The following is a 21,887-nucleotide window of genomic DNA, read 5'->3' on the forward strand; positions in this document are numbered from 1 at the left end:
GTTTTTAGTGCGTTTAAAGGCGTCACGTATTACAATTGAGACTGTATATCATTACTTTTTATCCAGCGAATAGGTTACTCTCTTCTTCATGACAGATATTACAACACACCAAGCATCAAGACGCCGTTTATTGATCGCGCTAGCCATAACCTGCTCGTTTATGGTTATTCAGATCATTGGCGCCTATTATTCAAATTCGCTTGCTGTTCTTGCTGATGCTGGGCATCTGTTTGTTCATAACAGTTCATTATTTATAGCTTTGATAGCTTCAAGCATGGCAATTTATTTTGCAAAAAACTTTAATGATGGCTATCAACGAGCTGAACTAACAGGTGGGTTGATCAATGGTATTTTATATTTAAGTATCAGTTTGGTGATTCTATACGAAGGTGGAGAGCGATACTTTCATCACAGTGATGGCCATGAGTTACACATCAATAGTTACCTAATGTCTGTTATATCGGCGATAGGCTTTCTGTTTCATGGTGCAGCAGCATGGGTACTGTATAAAGGCCGAAAAGCCAGTATTAATGTGTATGCAGTATTTTTGCATTCATTTTTTGATTTAATTTCAACCGTTTCTACGTTCTTTGCGGGTATTCTGATTTATTTAACAGGGTGGGCAGAGGTCGACATTATTTCGAGCATGTTGATTGCCATGTTTGTATTATTCACGGGTGTCAAAGTTATTAGTCGGTGTTTAAAAGGTCTATTTGAAAACAGCGGAAAGCTCCCAGACGTAAATGAAATAGAGCAAAGTATTGCGTCAGTTGAACATGTTGAAAATGTTCATAATGTGACCGTGGTTCGCCAAGACAAAGAGTTAGTTGTAGGGGCTCACGTGGTTTTAAAGCAACATTGCACTGTTGAAAAGCATGATGAAGCTTGCCGCTTAAAGGTCGAAAAGCTATTACTGTCTCGTTTTAAAGTCGCAAAAAGCGTGCTACAAATTGAAAGCCATGAATGCCACCATGATATACCATTCCGCAAAAATACTTAATCATTTTGAGTGATTAAACCAGTCGCTACCTGCGTTAAAAATTTCTGATTTAGAACAACTAAATAACTAAATTTTTGCCTTGTTATCAACGCGGTTTTATTGCCTCAAAATAGATCACTAAATTAAGCGGAATGGTATTAATTAAGGTGGCTGACCTATCTGTATAATACGAATTCGCAATGATACATAATCATTTTGAGGGATTTAAGCTGTCGCTAGCTGCGTTAACATTTCTGATCTACGACTGCATGGATGCATGGCAATGCAGGGCAATGCAAGAGCAATTGCCGAGAGCCACTAAATAACGAAAATGTGCCTTGTTATCAACGCGGTTTTTTCAGCTCTAAAGAGCCCACTTAATCAAGCAAATTGGGTATTACAGTTTGTTTAGGCGCTCGACAATACTTTGAATAGTCTGCTGTGCAATCAGTTCATCGGCTAACATGGGTTTAGCAAAATAATAACCTTGCAGGTCATTACAGCCCATATTTCTTAAAAAGTTTATTTGGTCGAGAGTCTCCACCCCTTCAGCAATACAATATAAACCAAGGTTTGATGAGAGTGCATGAATAGTACGAATGATTGATTCGTTGCTTTTATCTAAGCCAATGTTGCGTACGAAGCTCTGATCTATCTTAATCACATCAATAGGGAACTGGCTTAAGTAAGTCAGTGATGAGTAACCCGTACCAAAATCATCTAAAAGAAGTTTAAACCCTGCATTTTTTAGCATTTTTAATTGTTTTGATGCTTTTTCTTTATCTTCGAGTAGCGTGCTTTCTGTTATTTCAAGTCGTAACTGAACAGGTTTAATTAAATGATTGCTCAGAATCATGAGTAATCGCTCAGTTAAGTTAGACTTTAAAATGTGCATTGGCGATAAGTTCAACGACAAGTAAAAGTGCGGGTTTGCGCGAAGTAGTGGCAATAACTCAGTCAGAGCGCGATCGAGCGCTTGTTCAGTTAATAAATCTATTAAACCAATTTCTTCTGCAATGGGAATAAATTCAGCAGGCGAAACAAATCCTTGTTCGTTTCTCCATCTCATTAATAATTCAGCCCCATGTATTTCCTTCGTTTTCGCATTAACGATAGGCTGATAATTGTTAAATAACTCATCATCTTTAAAGGCATCTTTTAACGCATTTTCGAGCAACAGTTTTTTTGTCAGCTGATTATTCATTTGCTCGGTAAAGTACTTAAAGTTATTTCTGCCAGATTGTTTCGCATGCATCATTGCTATATCAGAATTACGAATTAAGTCGTCTGCCGTTTTGGCATCAAATGGGTAGAGTGCAACCCCGATACTGGCTGAAATATTAATAGAAAAGTCATCGATAATTACTTTGCTCGCGAGCTCTTCGGTTAGCTTTTTAACCAGTTCACTCAGACTTTGAGGAGAATGTAGATCTTTGACCAACACTAAGAATTCGTCACCACTTTGGCGGCCAATAACAGCGTTTTCAGGCAAAATTAAGCTTACGCGTTGAGTAATATTACACAGTAATTGGTCACCCACAGCGTGACCAAATGAATCATTAACCGGTTTAAACTTATCAAGGTCAATAAACAACAGTGCTGCTAACTTGTTACGTTTTTTAGAGCTATTGATACAACTATTAATTTTAGAGTGCATTAATGTGCGATTAGGAAGCCCTGTTAAAGGATCGTAATTTGCTAAGTAGCGAAGTTCATCTTCAGCTCGTTTTTGCTCTGTTAAATCTGAAATAACAATAACATAATAGTTAATGCTTTGGCTGTCTTTGGCCACCGCAGTGACACTGATGTGGACTGGATGAGCAGGGCTTTTTAGTGTGCGAATATAGGCTTCTGTTTTCCAGTTTTGTTTAGGTTTAAGTGTTTTTAGTACATTTAAGTATTCGAGATAATGAGATTTGCCAATCGCACCGATAAAGTCTTTAACTGTTAACTCGGTAATATTTTTAGGTGTTGAAAAGGCTTCGCTAAAGCTCGTATTTGCTGAAAACGGTTTAAGTTGGCTATCTAAAATAAGTAACCAATCGTTAATTTGACTAAAGGCCTCACCTAGCACAGCTGCTTGTTGAGCATTGGCTCTTTGCTCTGTGATATTGGTGTAAATACCTGAAATTTTTAACGGCTTATTATCATCATCTGTTTCAACAACTCGGCCAACATCTTGGTACCAAAGCCACTCTCCATTTTTGTGCTTTAATCGGTATGTTACATTCCATTGTTCATTATTTAATTGTTTAGAAAATGATTCCCATTGGCTGATAACTAATCGGCGGTCAAGAGGGTGAATAAGTTGTATGAAATCTGCAATGGGCAGACTGTCTTTAAATTCACTGTAGCCAAGCTCCACTGCACAGCGACTATTAAAAAGGGTTCGCTCGGCTAAGTTAGCCTCCCATACGCCACTTTTATTACTGCTTAAAGCTAATTCAGTTTGTTGTTGAGATTTTAATACTTCATCGTGCGCTTTACGAATCGCTTTTTGACGGGCTTGATATTGCCAGAAAATAAAAAACAAAATGGCCAGAGTTATCATCGTATAACAGGTATAAGCAAGGGGGGATGACCACGTTGCATAGGCAACTTTAAAGCGTAATTGCCTACTTTCAGAAATAATATTATTAAGGTCAGACGCTGAAGAAACAGATAACGTATAATCGCCCGGGGGTAATTTTGTGAAAAATACTTTGTTTGTTGTTAGTCTGTCGTAATGAAGTGATGTAGGGCCTTCAAGCGTAACTTTGTACACCGTTTTGTCTTTATTTATAGTGTCAAAGTTAGAAAAATTGACCTCTAATCCCATATCATCAGCGGTCAGTTGTAGCGGATCATCAACGTATTTATAGGGATGATAATTTAATTCTCGAGAAAGCAAAGACACATTAGTAATTTCTGTTTTTACATTACCAGGCTCTACAGGTGACGATAAGAAATCTTCAGGAGACGCAAGCAGTACACCACGCGTAGATCCAAAAGCCAACTGGCCATTATGTAATGTTGCATCAGCATCGTAATTAAATTCATTAACGGCAAGGCCATCACGAATAAAGTAGCGGTCGAGTTCTAACGAACTTAAGTCTAAACGGTATAAGCCATTTTGAGAGCTCATCCATAAAAAGCCAAAGCGATCAATTTGCAAGCCAAAAATTGATTTAGCTTTTAAACCTGATTGCGTATTTATGCGGTATTTTACTTCATAGTTTTCGGCATCAATACCTATCAGTCCTTCATCTGAAGAAGCTAGCCACAGTGTGTTGTTGTAATCAATAATCCAATCAGTGGTAACAAAGAAGGCCGATGGGTTATAGTTTTCGACTTGATATAGTAATGTCAGCTTTTGTGTTTCTTCGTTATAGCGATAAAGCTTGCCCGACATACTCAATAAGTACTCATTAGGGTGGGTTGGCAATGGCTTTAGAAAACCATTTGCATTGATAATTTCAACTTGTTCTTTTAGGCCTTCTATAATGCGTAGTTCACCCGTTTTACCATCGTATCTATAAAAATCATTATCGGTAATAAATGCGAACTGATCGGGCCCAATCACGTGAAACCCCCAACTTGTATAAGTTGTTAGAATACGTACTGTTTCTTCATCACCTTTTAAGGGAACCAGTTTGCCTGTGAGCTTATCGAAAAGGGCTAACCCCATGTATCTCATAACCCACAAATAACGTTTTGTATCTTCGATTTCTGCTTCTGCAATGCCAAAAATACCATACTCACCGTGGAATGCTTTTTCGTCGGCACTTGTTAAATATGCTTGAGCTCGTTTGGTTAGTTGGTTGTATTTCATTAGACCATTATCGGTCCCGATCCAAATGGTGTGGTCTTTATCTTGTACAACAGACCATACATTATTGTTAAAATTATTGGTGTCGTTTTTTAACTCTATATGCTTAAACCGTCTCGCTAGGGTGGACCATGTGAATACCCCTTGTGAGCGAGATGCTAGCCAGAGTAACCCTGTTTTATCAACCATCATGTCAGGGATGGTGTTGTCGGTCATGTTGAATTTACTTTGATCAAAGCGAAGAATATATTCAACTGACAAAGTTTGACGGTTGAATTCATATAACCCTTTTTCTGTAACTATATACTCACCAAAAGAGCTTGCCGAGTAGTCCCAAATATTTAGCTCAGGAATTAATAACTTAACGCTACCAAATGCGAACAAACGTTTGTTATCAAAGGGGATGGCATACATGCCCTCAACAGTGCCAACAAGTAACCCTAGTTGGGGATCTACACGCAATAATTTTACGTTTTTGTTGTCATCCGTGACTTTTTGTTTTTCTGTTAATGGAATATTTGAAATATGGTCATCGGCTAAGTTTTTAGAAAACAAGCCATTAGATGTACCCATATACAAAAAGTTATCATGTATGATGAGGGCTCGTACAATATGCTCTTCTTTGTTTATAGAAAACTCATGTAAGAACTTTTTTGATTGCTTGTGGTAAGAGTAAACGTGCTGAGCAATAGCAAAATAAAAATAACTATCGTCTTCTGTTAAAGCGAGTATAGGTGAGAAAAACGCGTCTTCTGGGTCGAGCTTTCCAGCGTAAATTTTTTCTACCTTGAGTGTTTTAGGATCGATAAAAAAAGCGCCCGAAAACTCGGTACTTACAAATATTCTTCCGTCGCGAGTTTTGGCTAACGTATTTATCTGGCGCTGATCGAGAATGTGTTCTCCTGCAAACGCCGCCATTTGGTAGCCATCATAACGGTTTAAGCCTTGGTAAGTACCAATCCAAATAAAGCCTAAATCATCTTGAATTACTTTCGTTACACTGCCTTGTGTGAGTCCTTCATCTGTTGAAATACGTTGCATTTGCAGTGCATAGTTTTGTGCATACGCGTTAGGAATAAGCGCTAAAAAAAGATAAATGAAAACAAAATGGAAATGTTTAGGCACTGACTGATTAACCCTAAATTATTATTTGCGCAAAACTTTTAACAAAATATAGCACAATTATGGATGTAATTGAGGCTCCTGAAAAGATAATTTAGTAAATAGTCACACGCGAAACATAAAATGAGTGTATGTGCTATAAATACCTTAGTTAAAGTACGTTAAGGAATGAAATGCGCCATTCGTTTATTTGCCAAAAAAAGCAGGCCATTCTATTAGTTATTGATGAACAAGCAGGGCTTGCTCCTGTCATTACTGACTTTGCCGTTGTTGTTGAAAATACATCAAAGTTATTAAAGACAGCGTCATTATTGGATATACCATTTATATTTACTGAACAAAATCCAATCAAACTAGGGAGAACGAGTCCTGAGTTAAAGTCCTTTATCCGTAGCACGAATATGTATGAAAAAATGCATTTTAGTGCCTGTGTAGAGCCTGGGTTTATTCATATGCTCGCTGAGTATCAAAGACCGCAAATTGTTGTGACTGGGACTGAATCACATGTCTGTGTGTTACAAACAAGTCTTGATTTAATCGCGGCCGGTTATCAGGTGTTTGTTGTTGAAGATGCAATAGCATCGCGTAATAAACAGCATAAAGCATTAGCCATTAAACAATTGAGTGCAGCGGGTGCAATTATTACCTGTGCTGAAAGCGTGTTATTTCAGTGGTTAGAAAAAGCGGGAACAACGCAGTTTAGAACTGTTTTACAGTTAATTAAGTGAACTATGTTGCAGGTTTCTTCGTAAGACGGAGTCTGCGTTTTATTTAGTGAATTAGTTTAATTTTTAAGGCTTTAGTTATGACCAGTGTTAGTCGCCTTTTTACCTATTTGTTCATCCTATTATTTTTAGAGTCATTAATTTTAGGGGTTGTGTTTTCTACTTTGCTATCTGGTGTGCTCACTGGCCTTATCTTGCTTTCACTGCCTTTATGGATGTTACACAAACACCCCGACAGCGCATTAACAGCGCACATAGTGGCTGCGGGTTGTATGATGTTTTCATTTTTACATATTCAACAAAGCTTTGGTCTCATAGAAGTTCATTTTGAAATTTTTATATTGATGGCTGTTCTTATCATGTTTGTTGAGTGGCGCGTGTTTATAACCGCTTTAGCGTTTGTAGCTGTTCATCATTTGAGCTTTTATTATTTGCAAATAAATGATGCGGGCGTTTATGTATTCGACCCAGACAGGCTGTTTTTTAGCACCGTACTTATCCACGCAGCCTACGCTATTGTTGAAGCAATTGTAGCGGGTTACATAGCCAAAACGTTACAACTAGAACGCAGCGCTGGCTTATCGTTAAGTAACACAACCGAACAAATCATGGCGAACGAAAATAGCATTAACATCGGCTTAAGAGCGGATGAAAGGCACAGTGAAGCTGTGGCAGGTTTTAATAGACTCTTAGGGTTTCTTTCACGTGTTGTTGGCGATGTTAAAAGCCAAAGTAGTGTATTAAAAGATCAATCTAATCAACTTGTAAAAGTACATGATGAGTTGCATGAGCTTGCAACAAAGCGTGAGCGACTCTCTTTAGATATTGCTGAGTCTGGCGAGCGAGTAGCAGAGGGGTTTTCACAGGTTGAACATGAAAGTACAGAACTGCAAACACAGTTTAAACACTTACATTTAAGTGCAAAAGAAGCGTTAAATGAAGTTGCTAATACCGACAGTAAAACTGCTGAGCTCGCAAATAATTTGCACCAAGCCGATAAAAATATTTCTCAATTAGTCAGTGCTTGTAGCCATATATCTGACTTATTAAATGAAATTTCATCAATAGCAGAGCAGACAAATTTACTGGCACTTAATGCCGCAATTGAAGCTGCGCGGGCAGGTGAACAAGGAAGAGGCTTTGCCGTTGTTGCAGATGAAGTCAGAAATCTTGCCACACGGAGTAAAAATACCACAGATAAAATAACTCAAACTCTAGAAAGCCTGTTGCAAAACAGTGCCTCTTCTACGGATTCAATGCAAGGCAGTGTTGCACTTATAGAACAATTGACCGCAATTAGTTCGCAAATGAAACAACAGATTAGTGTTATGACAGAGCAAGTAAGCTTAGCTGCTACGAGCTCAGAATCAGTTGCTCATGTAGTACAAAGCCAAGCGGCAAACACGCGTGCAATTGCAGAAAACTCTCAAACATTGATTGAAAACCAAGCCAATGACAATGAAATGATTGAAAAATTAACTGAGCGCGTACAGTTAATTGACGTGAGTATCGATGTATTGGAGCAAGGTATTGCCAAATTTAAATAATGCCAAGTTAGGGATTGTAATTGCAGCGATAGGCTGGGTATTCGCGGTGGTATTCGCTTTGTACCTTGCTTATCAACAACAAGCACAGGTTTTTGATCCTGATAACAAAATGGCTCAAACTGATTGGTTGCAATCTTTTCACGCTACGATGGGTATAAAATCAAAGGGTATCGAGTTAACCCATGCCGATACACTCTATATTGTTGATGAGAACAGCTGTGTATGTTCAACCCGTTCGCAGCCTCATATTCAGAGCTTGTCAGAATATGCTCTAAATAATGACATTCATGTTGTTAAATTAACGCCTACCCCAGCCCTTGCCAGACTCTTACCAGCACAACCTGCAGCTATCCTAGTATCAAAAGAGCAACAGCTTGTTTACGCCGGCCCATTATCAAAAGGTTTAGCATGCTCAAGCCAAAACGGCTTTGTGGAGCTAGTAATTGCAAACTTACGCGCAGGATTTAATAGTCGTTTTATTAACTCTGATGCCAAAGGCTGTTATTGCCAGATTAGTTGAGATAATGTCCTATAGTGAGTAATGCTTAGACAGTATTGAGCTAATTTATATGCAGGCACGATACTATGCTCAGTTATGGGCGTTTTTATTCGAATGATCCCGTGGATGCGACTGCGTTCCTAAGTCAAGGTAATATTCACGGTTTCAATCGTTATACATATGCAAACAATAATCCTTATTGATACATTGATCCAAATGGAGAAAGCCCTCTTGAACCTTTATTAAGGGATCTAGCGATGCAAACATATATTGAAGTGAAAAAAGCAGAAATTATTGGGAAAGATGTTTTGGCAAATAAGAGAGGCCATAATGATTTAGGTGATGCCATTAGGCACTCAACTTGGCATTATAGAATGATGGAAGAAACAAAGCTTCCTAGTTTTGCTGTCAGGGGAATCGGTATAGCCCATGAAATAAAAGGCTATCTAAAAAACGATCAGCCTATGGAAGAGTTTTGGATGGATTTGAACAATAATGCTGAAGGAATAAATGCTTCCATGGAAGGACGGCAGGTTAATCAAGGTAACTTGATAACAACTGCAAATGAGGGGGACAACAATTATGAACAATATTCTGGCGGAAAAGTTACAGGGGTTGTTCGAGTGTCGGGAAGAATAGAAAGCCAAAAGCTAAAAGAGCTTGACGAAAAATAGTATAGGTAAATTTATGAAAATAGTTATTAAGACATCTTTGATGTTGTTTCTTATTTTGCTTGGTTTTTTTCTAGGTAGTTCAAGCTTTTTCAAAGAAGATAAACTACATGTTATTTCTTTAATTCCGCCGGAGAAAGCCGATAACTGGACAGTTGAATTTTGTGGTGAAAACTATGAAATACTTAAACAGGTATTCAGCTCTGCTTTCCAATGTGAAGGGAATTTAATTATTAGCAGGAATGACCAAAGAGTTGATGAAATGTACTTAACTGCCGGAGCTGAGTATTACATTTTGATTGATAGCACTAACCTGAAAAACGAAATTACTATCAAAGTTCTTTAATATTATATTGAAGATTTTTCTAATTGAATCCAAAGCCTCGCACTAGGTTTTAACTTCATTCTAATTGGTGGACTTTTTTATCAAAATCTATTTTATTCAATGAGCTTTTTATTTGCATTATTATTAATTGTTCGCACTTTCAACTATGTATGCCCTAATTGTAAGAGAAGTCAGGTAATGAGGTCATTCTTTAGCCATAGGCTGCCAAGCAAAAATTGTTACTCATGCGGACATGACTTAGAAAGCAAAAAACACTAGGTAAATCAAGTGAGATTACTGTTGTAATTTAATCCAAAGCCCCGCGAGTGAAGTGACCCTCAATAATTATACAAGCCAATTACTGGGGTCTTTTTATGTTTAGATCTAGTACAGAATTAAAATTTTAGTATTTAATAAAATTTGGGCTCGATTGAACCCACCTTAACCATCTTGCACCTCTGGCCTATGCTGAGTGGCAAAGCATTAAATCTGGAGGAGTTCCACAAGATTCTGCACTTAGCGGTAGTGACTCTTCTCTGATTAGAATCCTTTCTCTAAATTCCTTACCACTTTCTAAAAGAAAGGCCAAGCTATGCTTGGCCTTAATAGTAAGGAATGTAAAGGTAAAGCCTTATTGAATTTGACCTCTTAACTCACCGCTTGGGTTTGCGGGAGTATGCACATTTACATAGTGTCCACCCATGGCGAGTACTGAGAAAATATCAGCATTTATCATCGTGCCAGTGCTGGTCATCCAACGGTTCATATCGTTTTCATCTTGCTCTAGGGCAACAAGAACAGGGCCATTTTCACCTGCAACCCCTGTATGGATATGCGCGGCTGAGGCATCGCTCACACCGGAGGTTAAAACTTGCAGTTCAACGCTGTAATCAGTGGTGTTTATTAATGCATAGCCATCACCAAATGCGTCAGTCGTGACCGCTGGGACTTCTTGGGCTCCACTTAATGGGAAGGTAACAAATACATAGTTATCCGTTAAAATTTGACCACGTAGTTCACCGCTTGGGTGTGCTGGGGTATGAATATTAACGTAATGGCCGCCCGACGCGAGAATTGCGAATATATCTGCATTAATCATGGTGTTTTCAGGTGTTTCCCACAGGTTAACGTTATCTGCAGATTGCGCCAGTGCTGCAAGCACCTCACCATTCATGCCAATACGGCCTGTATGAATATGGGCTGCTGTGGCATCGCTCACGCCTTGGGTGATTGCTCTTAATTCAAGGTGATAGTTATCCATATTGACAAGAGCATAACCGCTGCCCGATGCTGTAGTATCAACAGCTGGCACTTCTTGCATACCGCTTAAAGGAAAGGTCACAAGTTGGTAATTATCGGTTAGGATTTGTCCTCTAATTTCGCCACTTGCATTTGCTGGTGTATGAACATTGACATAGTGACCACCAGACGCAAGCACTGCGAATATATCTGCGTTAATCTGGGTGTTTTCAGGTGTCATCCATTTACTTGAATCGGTTGGTGATTGTTCAAGTGCAACAAGTACTTCGCCGTTTGTTCCAATTCGGCCTGTGTGAATGTGAGCACCAGTCGCGTCATCAACACCGGTCGTGTTAACACGCAGCTCTAGATTATAATCATTCATGTTGACGAGTGCATACGCTTCGCCGCTGGCATCGCTGTCAACCGCTGGTACTTCTTGAGCACCATTTAATTTAAAGCTGGTAAATGCATAGTTACTAGTAAGAATTTGACCACGCAATTCGCCACCTGTGTTTGTCGGTGTGTGAACATTCACATAATGGCCGCCTGATGCTAGTACGGTGAAAATATCAGCGTTGATCATGGTGTTGCTGGGTGTCATCCATACATTTGGATCATCCATTGATTGTTCTAACGCGACTAACACATCGCCATTTTCACCAATTCGACCGGTGTGAATGTGCGCTGCGCTTGCGTCATCTAAACCAGAAGTTACCACTGTGAGTTCCACACTGTAGTCAGTGGTGTCGACGAGGGCATAGCCATCACCTTCTGCTGTGGTGGTCACCATAGGGACTTCTTGAGAGCCACTTAAATCAAAGGTAGCAACAGCGTAGTTATCTGTTAGTATTTGACCTCGAATTTCACCGCCTGCAAATTCAGGTGTGTGTACATTGACATAATGCCCACCATCAAGCAGGACTGCTAACGTGTCACTGTCGATAGTTGTACCTTCAGGTACAACCCAATCAGTCATCACTTCATCGTCTTGTTCTAATGTGACAAACACATCACCATTAGAGCCTAACTTACCAGTGTGAATATGAGCTGCTGTGGCGTCGTCTACACCCATGGTGACTGCTCGCAAGCGTAACTCTGTGCTCGCACTGTCGTACGAGGCGTATCCGTATCCCATGGCATCAGTGTCATTCATAGGTACTTGTTGGCTGCCGTTTAAGGCGAAAGTAATGATACTTGTTGTATCAGGAACGATTTGGGCGCGTAACTCGCCATTTGCAAATTCTTCGGTGTGAACATTGATATACCAATCACCATCCATTAAATCGGCTATTAAAGCTTCGTCAAGATCAGTAATAGCAACCTCGTACATGCCCTCACTTGTGGATTCAAAAGTGAATGCAACGTCGCCATTAGCACCTAAATCACCGTCATGAATATGAGCAGCGCTAAACCCTTCGACTGCACTCGCATCAAGAGTTGCGCGGAACTGCATTAAGCTTTCATCTAGCTCTACGGTTGCTGTTGCTGTCTGCATAGAGGTATTCATAGGAACTTCTTGTTTACCGCTCAGCGTCACGGAATACGTTTTACTGGGGCTAAATTCCTGAACAGGAGGGGGAGTGATAATTTCTACGTTGTTGTCGTCGTCATCATCGCTGCATGCGCTGATGAACAATATACTGCTTAATAAGAGTAAATATCTCATCGTTGTTCCTTATATATTTTTTTATGTTCGGACGTTACGACGTGTCCATTTCAATTAGGAATACGGCGAGTAAATATAGAAGGATCAAAATAGTACAATAAAGTAAAAATAATAATGCTTTTTACTTAATTTTCATCAATGTCACACACTCACTTTATGAACGACATGCTGGCTTATCTCGGCGGATATAAAATTGTTTGCGTTAATGAACATATTGCAGGCATTGGCTGATGAGCGGTACATAAATAATCATCGCCACAACGAACAAAAAAGATAAAAATTTTCACTGTTCAAAGTTGCAGCTAACCTAGTAAAACATAAAGGGAAAATGGCAGCTGCATTTATTTCAATGTGGCTATGGCTAAAATTACAGCAAATATTGCTCATAATACTATTGCGAACTATTACCGTTTATATTAATATGCGTTTATTAAATGTAATTGAGAGTGGTTTGCATTCATGTATATTTGTTTATGCCATGGTGTAACGGATAAAAAAATCGAACAAACGATTGATAACGGCGCAATGACAATGCGTGAGCTATCAAAAGAGTTGCAGGTAGGTAGCCAGTGCGGCAAGTGCTGTGGTTGCTGTAAAAAAATCCTTAATCGTAAACTTATCGAAATCGCTGACATTACAGAGCAAGTCGCTTAATGTACTTGCTCTTCATTTAATTACTTCTTTTCTTTGCCCCTTACCCCTTGATTCCAGTTTTTATTTGCTTTTAAGCCTTTCATTTATTACGTTATATCTAAGTGTTATGTGTGTATCGTACGTGTTATTTGCTCGGTTTGGCGGGTAAACCTGATGCGTGCAGCGTTAAAAGTTTCTGCTTGTAGCTGTACGGGCATATGTAATTGCACAATCTGACTAAATAACGAAACGTGTGCTTTGTTACAAACAAGGCTTTTTTGTCTCAAAACACATCATGTAATGTAGCGAACTGGTATCACCTGGTCATCATTGGTAGGGAACCATGATAATAAACTCTTTTAAAGCAACTTTTTGTGCAGTACTTATCTTTACTATAACGGGCTGTGCGCAGCTGCCTTCAAGGGAATCTATTCAACCAAGTTACGCTATTTCTGCTGATACACCGAGTACAATAGGAGAGGCTGTGGGTAGTAATCATCCTGGTTTGTCAGGGTTTTATCCTTTGGTAGATGGTGTCGATGCCTTCGTCGCAAGGCTTGCACTGATTGATTCTGCAGAGCACACCATTGATGTGCAGTATTATTTATACCATAGACAACAAACCACCATTTTATTTACCGCGTTTTTGCTGAAAGCGGCAGAAAGAGGAGTGAGGGTTCGCTTACTGCTTGATGACTTATCGCAAGCCGACAGTGAGCTTGATTTAGCAGCACTGGCTGTTCATCCAAATGTTGAGGTTAGGCTGTTTAACCCGTTCCCAAATCGACGGTTTAGGGCTCTGGGATTTATAACTAACTACAGCCAACTTTCTAGACGCATGCATAACAAGAGCTTTATCGTCGATAACCGTATTTTTATTACGGGGGGGCGTAATATTGGTAATGCTTACTTTTCAGCAGAAGATCATTCTGAATTTATCGATTTAGATGTCATGAGCGTGGGTGATATTGTGCCAGAAGCCTCAGATGCATTTGATTTATATTGGAATCACACACTTTCATACCCTGTTCAAGATTTACATGGTGAGCGTGATGAACAATCACTTATCGAGATAACCAAGACACTAGAAAATTATGTAGCAGACAATCAGCAAAGCAATTATGTTGAACAATTACGTGAAAGTGCCTTTGTAAATCGTTTGCTTAACGATGAAATAGAGTTTGACTGGCAGGAGTCGACCTTATTTTACGATCACCCAGATAAAGTAATGAATGATGTCGATGAAAAGTCGGCAAATATGTCGCCTTCATTGTTTAAAAAGATGGGAGAGCCAAAGCGCAAGGCTATTATTGTATCGCCGTATTTTATTCCTCGCGAGCAAGGTACGCAGTTATTAACCAGCTGGGTTAAAAAGGGCGTTGATGTTACTGTGCTGACTAATTCGCTGGCTGCTACGGATGTGTCTGCTGTGCATGCGGGCTATAAAAAATACCGTGCTGATTTAGTGCGTGGCGGTGTTAAATTGTGGGAGCTAAAACCAAGTGACCTAGTGGCAATTAAACGAAAAGCAGGCAGAAAGGTTACCGGATCATCACAGGCAAGTCTGCACGCAAAAACGATGACATTTGATGATGAAAAAATATTCGTTGGTACCATGAATCTTGACCCGCGATCACTTGATTTAAATACCGAAATGGGCGTACTAATAGACAGTGAAAAGTTGAGCGGTTTTTTAGCCCACTGGGTTGATAAAAAGATGCCTGAGTATGCGTGGAAAGTTGAGTTAAAAAGCCCAGATGATGACGAACTAATTTGGCTTGATACCATAAGTAATCAGCAATTTGATGAAGAGCCACAAACCTCGTCTTGGCGGCGTTTTCAAGTATGGTTTATCTCTTTATTTCCTATCGAAGACGAGCTTTAACGTTATTTATTCTTAAGCCCAACTTTTTAGTTGGGCTTTTTATTTTAATCCTTTAGGTTTGATTATTTTGATATAAAAAATCGAAATTGAGCGTACACGTGTAAGTTCAATATATTCAAGTGCTTAGCGTGCAAGGAAAAAATAAATATAAAAAAATGTTAAAAAAACTGGTTGGACCAATTGATCTATTGTGCAATTTATGACGTAATGTAGGTATTACTGTCTGGTCGGATGAGTTTATTATGAGCTTACGTACAAAATTAAAAAAAGTATTACCTAGTATTTCAATTACAGAACAAGAAGCGTTAGATGCAGGTGATGTTTGGTTAGAAGGTTCAATCTACCAAGGTAAACCTGACTTCGATGCACTTCGTGATGTACCCGCTGCAAAGCTGAGCGCCGAAGAGCAAGCGTTTTTAGATGGCCCTGTTAAAGAATTATTATCGATGATTGATGATTCTGAAATCCAAAATGGCGTTCATCTTCCTGATTACATTCTTGATTTCTTGAAAAAAGAGCGTTTTTTCTCGCTTATTATTCCTAAGTCATTCGGTGGTTTAGAGTTCAGCCCTTATGCAAACTCAACAATTGTTGGCACGATTGCAACGAAGAGTTCTGCGGTCGCGGTAACGGTTATGGTGCCTAATTCATTAGGCCCAGGTGAGCTATTACTGCACTTTGGTACTAAAGAGCAACAAGATCATTACTTACCTCGCCTTGCGAATGGTCGTGACATTCCATGCTTTGCGTTAACGAGCCCTGAAGCGGGTTCTGATGCCGGTGGCATTCCAGATATTGGTGTTGTTAAACGTGGTCAATTTAATGGTGAAGAAGTTTTAGGCTTAGAGATCACATGGGACAAACGTTACATTACGCTTGCACCCATTGCGACTGTATTAGGCTTAGCGTTTAAAGTTGTTGACCCTGATGGTTTACTAGGTGGCAAAGAAAACCTAGGTATTACCTGTGCGCTTATTCCTAAAGATCACCCAGGTGTTGAACTTGGTAATCGTCATGACCCAATGGGCATCCGTTTTTATAACGGGACTACTCGTGGCGAAAAAGTATTCGTGCCAATGGATTTCATCATTGGTGGTCAAAAGAATATTGGTCGTGGTTGGCAGATGCTGGTGAGCTGTTTAGGTGCTGGCCGTGGTATTTCGCTTCCAGCGCTAGGTGTTAGCTCGTCACAAGTGGCATTTAAAGGGGCTTCTGAATACGCTGCTGTTCGTGAACAGTTTGGTTTAGCGATTGGTCAATTTGAAGGTATCCAAGAGAAACTAGCTGATATTGCAGGTAAAACATACCTACAAGAAGCTATGCGCGTACTAACAACAGAAGGTTTAGGCATGGGCTTAAAACCATCGGTTGTGACTGCAATTGCAAAGTACCACATGACTGAAATTGGCCGTGATGTGCTCGATTCAGCAATGGATATTCAAGCTGGTAAAGCGATTCAAAATGGTCCGCAAAATACTTTAGCCAGTGGCTATGTTGCTCAACCGATTGCTATTACGGTTGAAGGTGCGAACATTCTTACTCGTAACCTAATGATTTTTGGACAAGGTGTAATGCGTTGTCACCCATATCTGCAATCTATGGTTGAGTCTATTCATAGTGAAGACAAAAACGCAGATAAAGAATTTAACCGTATTTTACGTAAAACAGTGGGCTACAGTGTCGCGAACAGCTTACGTGCATTCCGCTTAGGTGTATTACCATTTACAGCAGGTGCTAAGTCGTCGTTACCAGAAGTTCGCGATTACGAAAAAGCGGCACAAAAGCTGTCGGCTAAGTTAGCTGTTTATGCTGATTTCTCGTTACTTGTGTTAGGTGGCAAGCTTAAACAAGCAGAAATGCTATCTGCACGCTTAGGTGATGTAATGAGCTTCTTATACGCTGCCATGGCATCAATTAAGTACTACGAGCAAAAAGTAGCAAGCAGTGAACGCGAGCAAGCTGCGCCGTATTTCCACTATGCAACACGCTTTGCACTGCAAAGTGCTGAAGAAGCACTGCACAAGTTCTTAGATAACTTCCCTGCAAGTGGTACGCGTAAGTTCATGCGTTTCATCACCATGAATTACTCGATGAAAATGCCGAAAATTAGCGATGATCTAATTCGTGAGCTAGCAACACAAGCACAAATGGATACTGCGTTTAAGGCACAAATCACGCACTTAGTAACGCCAATTGAAGGTGATGGTCATTACATTAACGAGCAGGCTTACAAAGCGAAAATGGCGTGTCTTGAACTACTTGCAAAAGTGAAGAAAGCATTGCGTGCTAAAACAATTAAACCGGGCGTTCGTTTTGCAGAAACACTTGATAACGCACTTGTTGCTAACGTGATTAATGAGCAAGAATATGCGCAATTAATCGATTACAACAAGAAACGCGAAAAAGCTATTCGCGTTGACGAGTTCGATTTTGATATGAACTTGCTAGACGATAATGCAAAGCCAGTTAACCCACTTAAAAGTGTGGTAAACGAGTAAGTCATTCAACAATGCAAGTCCTCAGCAGTTTTAGGACTTTATCTTTAAAAACCCGTGTTTAACACGGGTTTTTTATTGCCTAAAAATAGACCGCTTAATTAAGCGAATGGAATAACTCAACATAGCCATGGTACAAAATGTACAACAGACCTGCATTATGAACCCCAAGCAGATATACTTTGAATTCGATGAATATTTTCAGTTGCATCACTCTTAAGTAAGTACGATTGTGGAAAAAGACCTCAACCCGTGATGTGTTGTGTTTATCTTCATTACTAGCTTTACCTAGAAACATTAAAACCTATAAATGATATGACATTAAAACCTATAAATGATATAACTCTAAAACCTAGCGGTGAAGTTAATAACGGGTAAGTATCGTAAGTAATGGTTGGAGCGAACATGAATGACATATCACACAAACTGGCAGCTTCGCTTGAGCAATTACAACAGCTTCAGGAGTCAGGAGTTGTAGCCATTCAGTCAAAGCAACTTAGTCGAGTGCATCGAGAGCGGCTCTTGAAGCATGGGTTTATTCGTGAAGTTATTCGAGGCTGGTACATACAGGCTATGCCAGATGAAAAGCCGGGCGACAGTACATCTTGGTATACTTCTTTCTGGGATTTTTGCGGTGCATATTTGTCACAGCGGTTCTCCAAATCATGGTGTCTTTCACCTGAGCAATCACTTAGTCTGCATATCGGCGATAGAACCGTGCCTCAGCAATTGCTTGTTCGCTCCCCCAAAGGCAACAATAAACCCACCGCTTTTTTACACAATACCTCTATTTTCGATGTTAGGTTAAATTTACCTGATGTTGAGTATATTAAAAACGTAGCAGGACTAAATGTATACAGCTTGGCTTCAGCACTGGTTTATTGCTCGGCTAACCAATTTAAAAATGCGCCCATCTTAATGCGTACAGCCTTATCAATGGTGACAGATGCATCAGACGTATTGTCTGTTTTACTTGCCGGTAATCACAGCGTGATTGCAGGCAGATTAGTGGGGGCTTTTAGAAATATTGGCCGCGACCTAATTGCTGACAATATCTTAAAAGGTATGCAGGCAGCCGATTTGAAAGTGCAAGAAGAAGACCCATTCGCCGAGAATTTACAGGTGAGTTTTGGTCGTCGTGATGTATCGCCCTATGTTAATCGCATGCGGTTAATGTGGGCGCAAATGCGTGAAAGTGTTATTGCGCACTTCCCTGAACAACCACACCAAACCATCGACATCGAAACCTACATGGCAGAAGTAGAAGACAAGTACGTTACCGACGCCTACCACTCACTGTCTATTGAAGGCTATCGAGTGACTCGTGAACTAATTGAACTTGTTCGTTCAGGTAACTGGCAAATTGATGGTTCAGACGAGAGTAAAAAGCACCTAGATACCATGGCTGCTAAAGGTTACTGGGATGCGTTCCAAGAAGTTAAAAAAGCCGTTTTAGCAGTATTAGAAGGTAAGAACTCTGGTGACGTATTGGAGCAGACGCACAGTGATTGTTACCTTGCCTTATTTGGCCCAAGTGTTGCGGCTGGTATTATTAAACAATCGGACTTAGCTGGTTACCGATCAGGGCCTGTTTATATTCGCCAGTCTATGCATACTCCACCAAGCAGAGATGCGGTACGCGATATGATGCCGACATTCTTCGATTTACTCGCAGAGGAGGGTAATGCAGCTGTCAGAGTGGTACTGGGTCACTTCATTTTCGTTTACATCCACCCTTACTTTGATGGTAACGGCAGAATGGGCAGGTTCATTATGAATTTAATGATGGCCTCTGGCGGTTACCCATGGACTGTTGTACCTATGGAGCGACGAGACGAGTATATGCAAGTATTAGAAGCTGCTAGCGTTGGTGAAGATATTGTACCATTTACAAAATTTTTAGCCTCGTTACTATAAATCTCTTACGTTCATTAAAGGTCAGATGTTTTCCACTCTTAAAGGTTCTTAAAGGTTCTTAAAGCTGCACTATCCATATGAACGGTCGGGTGTACGATCCAACGTTGGGTCGATTTGTTTAGGCTGATCCGTTTATACAATTTCCAGCTAACTCACGATCATATAATCGTTATTCTTATGTATTAAATAATCCATTAAGTTATACCGAACCATCAGGGTACTTTGTTAAGTGGCTTGGTAAAAAGATCAAGAAATACAGGCTAGTGGTGGTCGCGGCTGTTGTTGCTTACGTAACATACGGGTATGCATCGGAATGGGCTGCTAGTTGGGCTTATGCAGGAACTGCTGCTAATACCGTTGGAAACGCAGTAGCTGCTGGAGCAATGGCTGGTGCTGTCGGAGGAGCTTCGGCTGGATATTTAAATACTGGCAGTTTAACTGGGGCTCTTAGGGGAGTATTTACAGGTACAATTGCTGGTGGTTATGCAAACTTTGGTAGTGTTAGTGGCTGGGGAGACGCTGCTAGAAGAGTTGGTATTGCAGCATTAGGTGGCTGTGGTGCTGGTAAAGCCTCAGGAGGTTCGTGCGGCAAAGGTGCTAGAATGGCAGCAATGATGCAGGCTCTTTCTGTTGGCATGGAAATGGTTTCGAAAAGTAAACCTACATGGGATACTGCCGAAGGTGTTGGTGTAGAAAACCCAAGTGTGTCCAATGTAGGTAAGCCTATTGAAGTCATCAAAGGGAAAGGAGCAGATCACTTAGTAGGAAGATCTTTAAGCAGTTTAACTGCCGAAGAAGCTCAACTATTGCTATCCAATAATCCATTTAATCAAGGAAAGATAATGCTTGATGGTGAACATGTTAACTTCTCATGGGATAGTGAAGGCAGTAGTGCATTCACCAGAGTAGCTAATACAACACCGGGAATGAACTCAATGGTTGTGTTCCATGATGTTTGGATGGCTAAATGGAACGTAAATAGTGCTTTCGTTTTAGGAGCAACAATTGTTCGTGCTGTTTAAATGAACTACGAAGCATTAGGTTTTAGTTATTAGAAGTATTTGAGTGGTGAACTTGATGGCTAATAAAATATTAATATTCTCGGTAATGTTCATGGGGTTGGTGGGTTGTACCACTAGTCAGCATCTAAATATTGTTAATACATATTCATCTTCGCCTATTTCATATCAAAAGGTAGGCTATAAAGATGAATGGAAAGACCTATGGCCGATTGTTGGCTTTCAAAACGGAGTGTTGGTTAAGATACACTCGGATTCATGGGAATCATTAACTTTTGGAACAAAAAGTTGCTCAACTAATCAGAGTAAATTTTTCATACAGTTCTGGTCCAATACAGATACTCTTATTGACTTTGAAAAATCATATTTCGTTACTGAGCAAGAAGATAAAGTTGCTATAAAGTCTGTCTTTTCACCAGATCAAAAAGAGACTTATTTTAGTAGAAATAACCACTCGCTTTTGACCAAATTAAGAAGAACAAAATTAGCTAAAAATGAAATTTTAGCTTTGTGGGAGAGCAACAATTATCAAGAGCTAAAGGAAAACTCAGGGGCTTTAAGTTTAGCTTTAGAAACAGAACGGTTTGTTGGTTGCCCTAGAGATAAATTTAAATTATTTATTAGCTTTAAGCATGAAGGTTCAGATGCTCAGTATGGTTACTGGCTCTATTTTGCTCCAGTAGAGTTTAAAGCCTTTAGTAGATAAGCAATCTGCCGCTTCAGTGGCTTGGGAGCAACCTAAGCCAAGCCATCGAAAGCCAGCGTGAGCTGGTTTTCTTTTATCTGGCGTTTAATTTTCGAGCTTGGTGCTTCACTTCCTTTGGGTTGGTACCAAGTGAGCGAAGATTTTAAATTGCTGAATACCCGCTTGGTACCAAAGCTAATGTGCTAAAAGAGGCGGTGAAGTGTTTAACGCTCTAATTTGCTCTGGCGAAAATCCGTGGCGAAGCATTTCGAAATCGTCTAAATCGATAACAGCTCGTTTTCCGCGTCCCTTGAGAACGTAGCAAGAGTTGCTTGCTGTTATTACCTGCTGAGCCTTAACATCCATCGACACAAGCTGTGATATTGTCACGTAGTCCTCTTCAAAAAAACGAAAAGTTTGATCGTCTGCCACCATACCGTGCAACACATCACCGGCCAATTGCTCACCATCCATAACAGTAACAATGTACTAATTTTCTGCGGTGGTATTCATAGGCCGACTCTCGCTTTTCGCTTGATGACTTATGGTAGAAAAACATGGATTAAAAACATATCAAATGCGTGGATCTAATCCTGAGTTTTTCAGGTCAAATACGCTTATTTTTTTAATGAGTGTGATCAGTGTAAAAAGTTCAGCTTAGGGATGTAA

At 39.9% G+C, this 21,887-nt stretch carries 15 protein-coding genes; 12 read left to right on the plus strand and 3 right to left on the minus strand.

Translation table 11 applies throughout. The features are described 5' to 3' along the window. Nucleotides 1–88: 88 nt before the first annotated feature. Nucleotides 89–1,000 carry a cation diffusion facilitator family transporter gene (locus tag ACSSVW_RS00775; protein ID WP_036972213.1) on the plus strand — a complete coding sequence of 304 codons (912 nt, stop codon included), beginning with the start codon at nucleotides 89–91 and terminating at the stop codon, nucleotides 998–1,000. Between the two features lie 376 nt (nucleotides 1,001–1,376). Here the strand turns inward: ACSSVW_RS00775 and ACSSVW_RS00780 are convergent, their stop codons facing one another. Next, nucleotides 1,377–5,912: an EAL domain-containing protein gene (locus tag ACSSVW_RS00780; RefSeq protein WP_454178629.1), complete on the minus strand. Its 4,536-nt coding sequence runs from the start codon at nucleotides 5,910–5,912 to the stop codon at nucleotides 1,377–1,379. A gap of 170 nt (nucleotides 5,913–6,082) precedes the next feature. Here ACSSVW_RS00780 and ACSSVW_RS00785 point away from each other — a divergent pair, with 170 nt between their 5' ends. The 5 genes from ACSSVW_RS00785 (at nucleotide 6,083) to ACSSVW_RS00805 (ending at nucleotide 9,697) form a co-directional block, all read left to right on the plus strand. After that, on the plus strand, nucleotides 6,083–6,637 hold the full coding sequence (locus ACSSVW_RS00785; RefSeq protein WP_454178630.1) for a hydrolase: 555 nt from the start codon (nucleotides 6,083–6,085) through the stop codon (nucleotides 6,635–6,637). A 77-nt stretch (nucleotides 6,638–6,714) separates the two neighbouring features. Further along, complete coding sequence (locus ACSSVW_RS00790; RefSeq protein WP_454178631.1) at nucleotides 6,715–8,181, plus strand: methyl-accepting chemotaxis protein; 1,467 nt, start codon at nucleotides 6,715–6,717, stop codon at nucleotides 8,179–8,181. After that, a complete protein-coding gene (locus ACSSVW_RS00795) occupies nucleotides 8,165–8,701 on the plus strand; it encodes a DUF6436 domain-containing protein (RefSeq protein WP_182396488.1) in 537 nt (178 codons plus the stop codon). The genes ACSSVW_RS00790 and ACSSVW_RS00795 overlap by 17 nt, the downstream gene beginning before the upstream one ends. Nucleotides 8,702–8,937: 236 nt before the next feature. Beyond that, nucleotides 8,938–9,354, plus strand: coding sequence for a DUF6973 domain-containing protein (locus tag ACSSVW_RS00800; protein WP_454178632.1), 417 nt, complete (start codon nucleotides 8,938–8,940; stop codon nucleotides 9,352–9,354). Between the two features lie 13 nt (nucleotides 9,355–9,367). Further along, complete coding sequence (locus tag ACSSVW_RS00805; RefSeq protein ID WP_421420248.1) at nucleotides 9,368–9,697, plus strand: hypothetical protein; 330 nt, start codon at nucleotides 9,368–9,370, stop codon at nucleotides 9,695–9,697. 610 nt (nucleotides 9,698–10,307) lie between these two features. Here ACSSVW_RS00805 and ACSSVW_RS00810 read toward each other — a convergent pair. Next, the gene (locus ACSSVW_RS00810; protein ID WP_454178633.1) at nucleotides 10,308–12,584 is read right to left on the minus strand and encodes a CHRD domain-containing protein; all 2,277 of its coding nucleotides are present in this window, start codon (nucleotides 12,582–12,584) and stop codon (nucleotides 10,308–10,310) included. Nucleotides 12,585–13,043: 459 nt separating this feature from the next. On the opposite strand from ACSSVW_RS00810, the gene ACSSVW_RS00815 reads away from it, so the two are divergent. The 6 genes from ACSSVW_RS00815 to ACSSVW_RS00840 all read left to right on the plus strand — a co-directional run bounded on the left by ACSSVW_RS00815 (nucleotide 13,044) and on the right by ACSSVW_RS00840 (nucleotide 21,239). Further along, nucleotides 13,044–13,238, plus strand: a complete 195-nt coding sequence (locus ACSSVW_RS00815) for a (2Fe-2S)-binding protein (RefSeq protein ID WP_036972167.1) — start codon at nucleotides 13,044–13,046, stop codon at nucleotides 13,236–13,238. Nucleotides 13,239–13,560: 322 nt separating this feature from the next. Next, entirely contained in the window at nucleotides 13,561–15,102 is a 1,542-nt protein-coding gene (locus ACSSVW_RS00820) for a phospholipase D family protein (RefSeq protein WP_180311678.1), read from the plus strand. Between the two features lie 242 nt (nucleotides 15,103–15,344). Continuing rightward, entirely contained in the window at nucleotides 15,345–17,600 is a 2,256-nt protein-coding gene (locus tag ACSSVW_RS00825) for an acyl-CoA dehydrogenase (protein ID WP_036972165.1), read from the plus strand. 402 nt (nucleotides 17,601–18,002) lie between these two features. Then, a complete protein-coding gene (locus ACSSVW_RS00830; protein WP_454178634.1) occupies nucleotides 18,003–19,514 on the plus strand; it encodes a Fic family protein in 1,512 nt (503 codons plus the stop codon). A 266-nt stretch (nucleotides 19,515–19,780) separates the two neighbouring features. Continuing rightward, nucleotides 19,781–20,536 carry a hypothetical protein gene (locus ACSSVW_RS00835; protein WP_454178635.1) on the plus strand — a complete coding sequence of 252 codons (756 nt, stop codon included), beginning with the start codon at nucleotides 19,781–19,783 and terminating at the stop codon, nucleotides 20,534–20,536. A gap of 55 nt (nucleotides 20,537–20,591) precedes the next feature. Next, complete coding sequence (locus ACSSVW_RS00840) at nucleotides 20,592–21,239, plus strand: hypothetical protein (RefSeq protein ID WP_454178636.1); 648 nt, start codon at nucleotides 20,592–20,594, stop codon at nucleotides 21,237–21,239. A gap of 174 nt (nucleotides 21,240–21,413) precedes the next feature. Here ACSSVW_RS00840 and ACSSVW_RS00845 read toward each other — a convergent pair whose 3' ends face one another. Continuing rightward, the gene (locus tag ACSSVW_RS00845; RefSeq protein ID WP_454178637.1) at nucleotides 21,414–21,692 is read right to left on the minus strand and encodes a hypothetical protein; all 279 of its coding nucleotides are present in this window, start codon (nucleotides 21,690–21,692) and stop codon (nucleotides 21,414–21,416) included. Nucleotides 21,693–21,887 lie beyond the last annotated feature (195 nt).

Source organism: Pseudoalteromonas sp. MBR-15 (assembly GCF_053628915.1).

What these genes read in the sequence shown, in the direction of transcription:
- ACSSVW_RS00840 (WP_454178636.1), top strand. Translation starts at nt 20,592, where the DNA reads ATGGCTAATAAAATATTAATATTCTCGGTAATGTTCATGGGGTTGGTG.
- ACSSVW_RS00775 (WP_036972213.1), top strand. Translation starts at nt 89, where the DNA reads ATGACAGATATTACAACACACCAAGCATCAAGACGCCGTTTATTGATC.
- ACSSVW_RS00815 (WP_036972167.1), top strand. Translation starts at nt 13,044, where the DNA reads ATGTATATTTGTTTATGCCATGGTGTAACGGATAAAAAAATCGAACAA.
- ACSSVW_RS00845 (WP_454178637.1), bottom strand. Translation starts at nt 21,692, where the DNA reads ATGGATGGTGAGCAATTGGCCGGTGATGTGTTGCACGGTATGGTGGCA.
- ACSSVW_RS00805 (WP_421420248.1), top strand. Translation starts at nt 9,368, where the DNA reads ATGAAAATAGTTATTAAGACATCTTTGATGTTGTTTCTTATTTTGCTT.
- ACSSVW_RS00810 (WP_454178633.1), bottom strand. Translation starts at nt 12,584, where the DNA reads ATGAGATATTTACTCTTATTAAGCAGTATATTGTTCATCAGCGCATGC.
- ACSSVW_RS00800 (WP_454178632.1), top strand. Translation starts at nt 8,938, where the DNA reads ATGCAAACATATATTGAAGTGAAAAAAGCAGAAATTATTGGGAAAGAT.
- ACSSVW_RS00790 (WP_454178631.1), top strand. Translation starts at nt 6,715, where the DNA reads ATGACCAGTGTTAGTCGCCTTTTTACCTATTTGTTCATCCTATTATTT.
- ACSSVW_RS00825 (WP_036972165.1), top strand. Translation starts at nt 15,345, where the DNA reads ATGAGCTTACGTACAAAATTAAAAAAAGTATTACCTAGTATTTCAATT.
- ACSSVW_RS00830 (WP_454178634.1), top strand. Translation starts at nt 18,003, where the DNA reads ATGAATGACATATCACACAAACTGGCAGCTTCGCTTGAGCAATTACAA.
- ACSSVW_RS00820 (WP_180311678.1), top strand. Translation starts at nt 13,561, where the DNA reads ATGATAATAAACTCTTTTAAAGCAACTTTTTGTGCAGTACTTATCTTT.
- ACSSVW_RS00785 (WP_454178630.1), top strand. Translation starts at nt 6,083, where the DNA reads ATGCGCCATTCGTTTATTTGCCAAAAAAAGCAGGCCATTCTATTAGTT.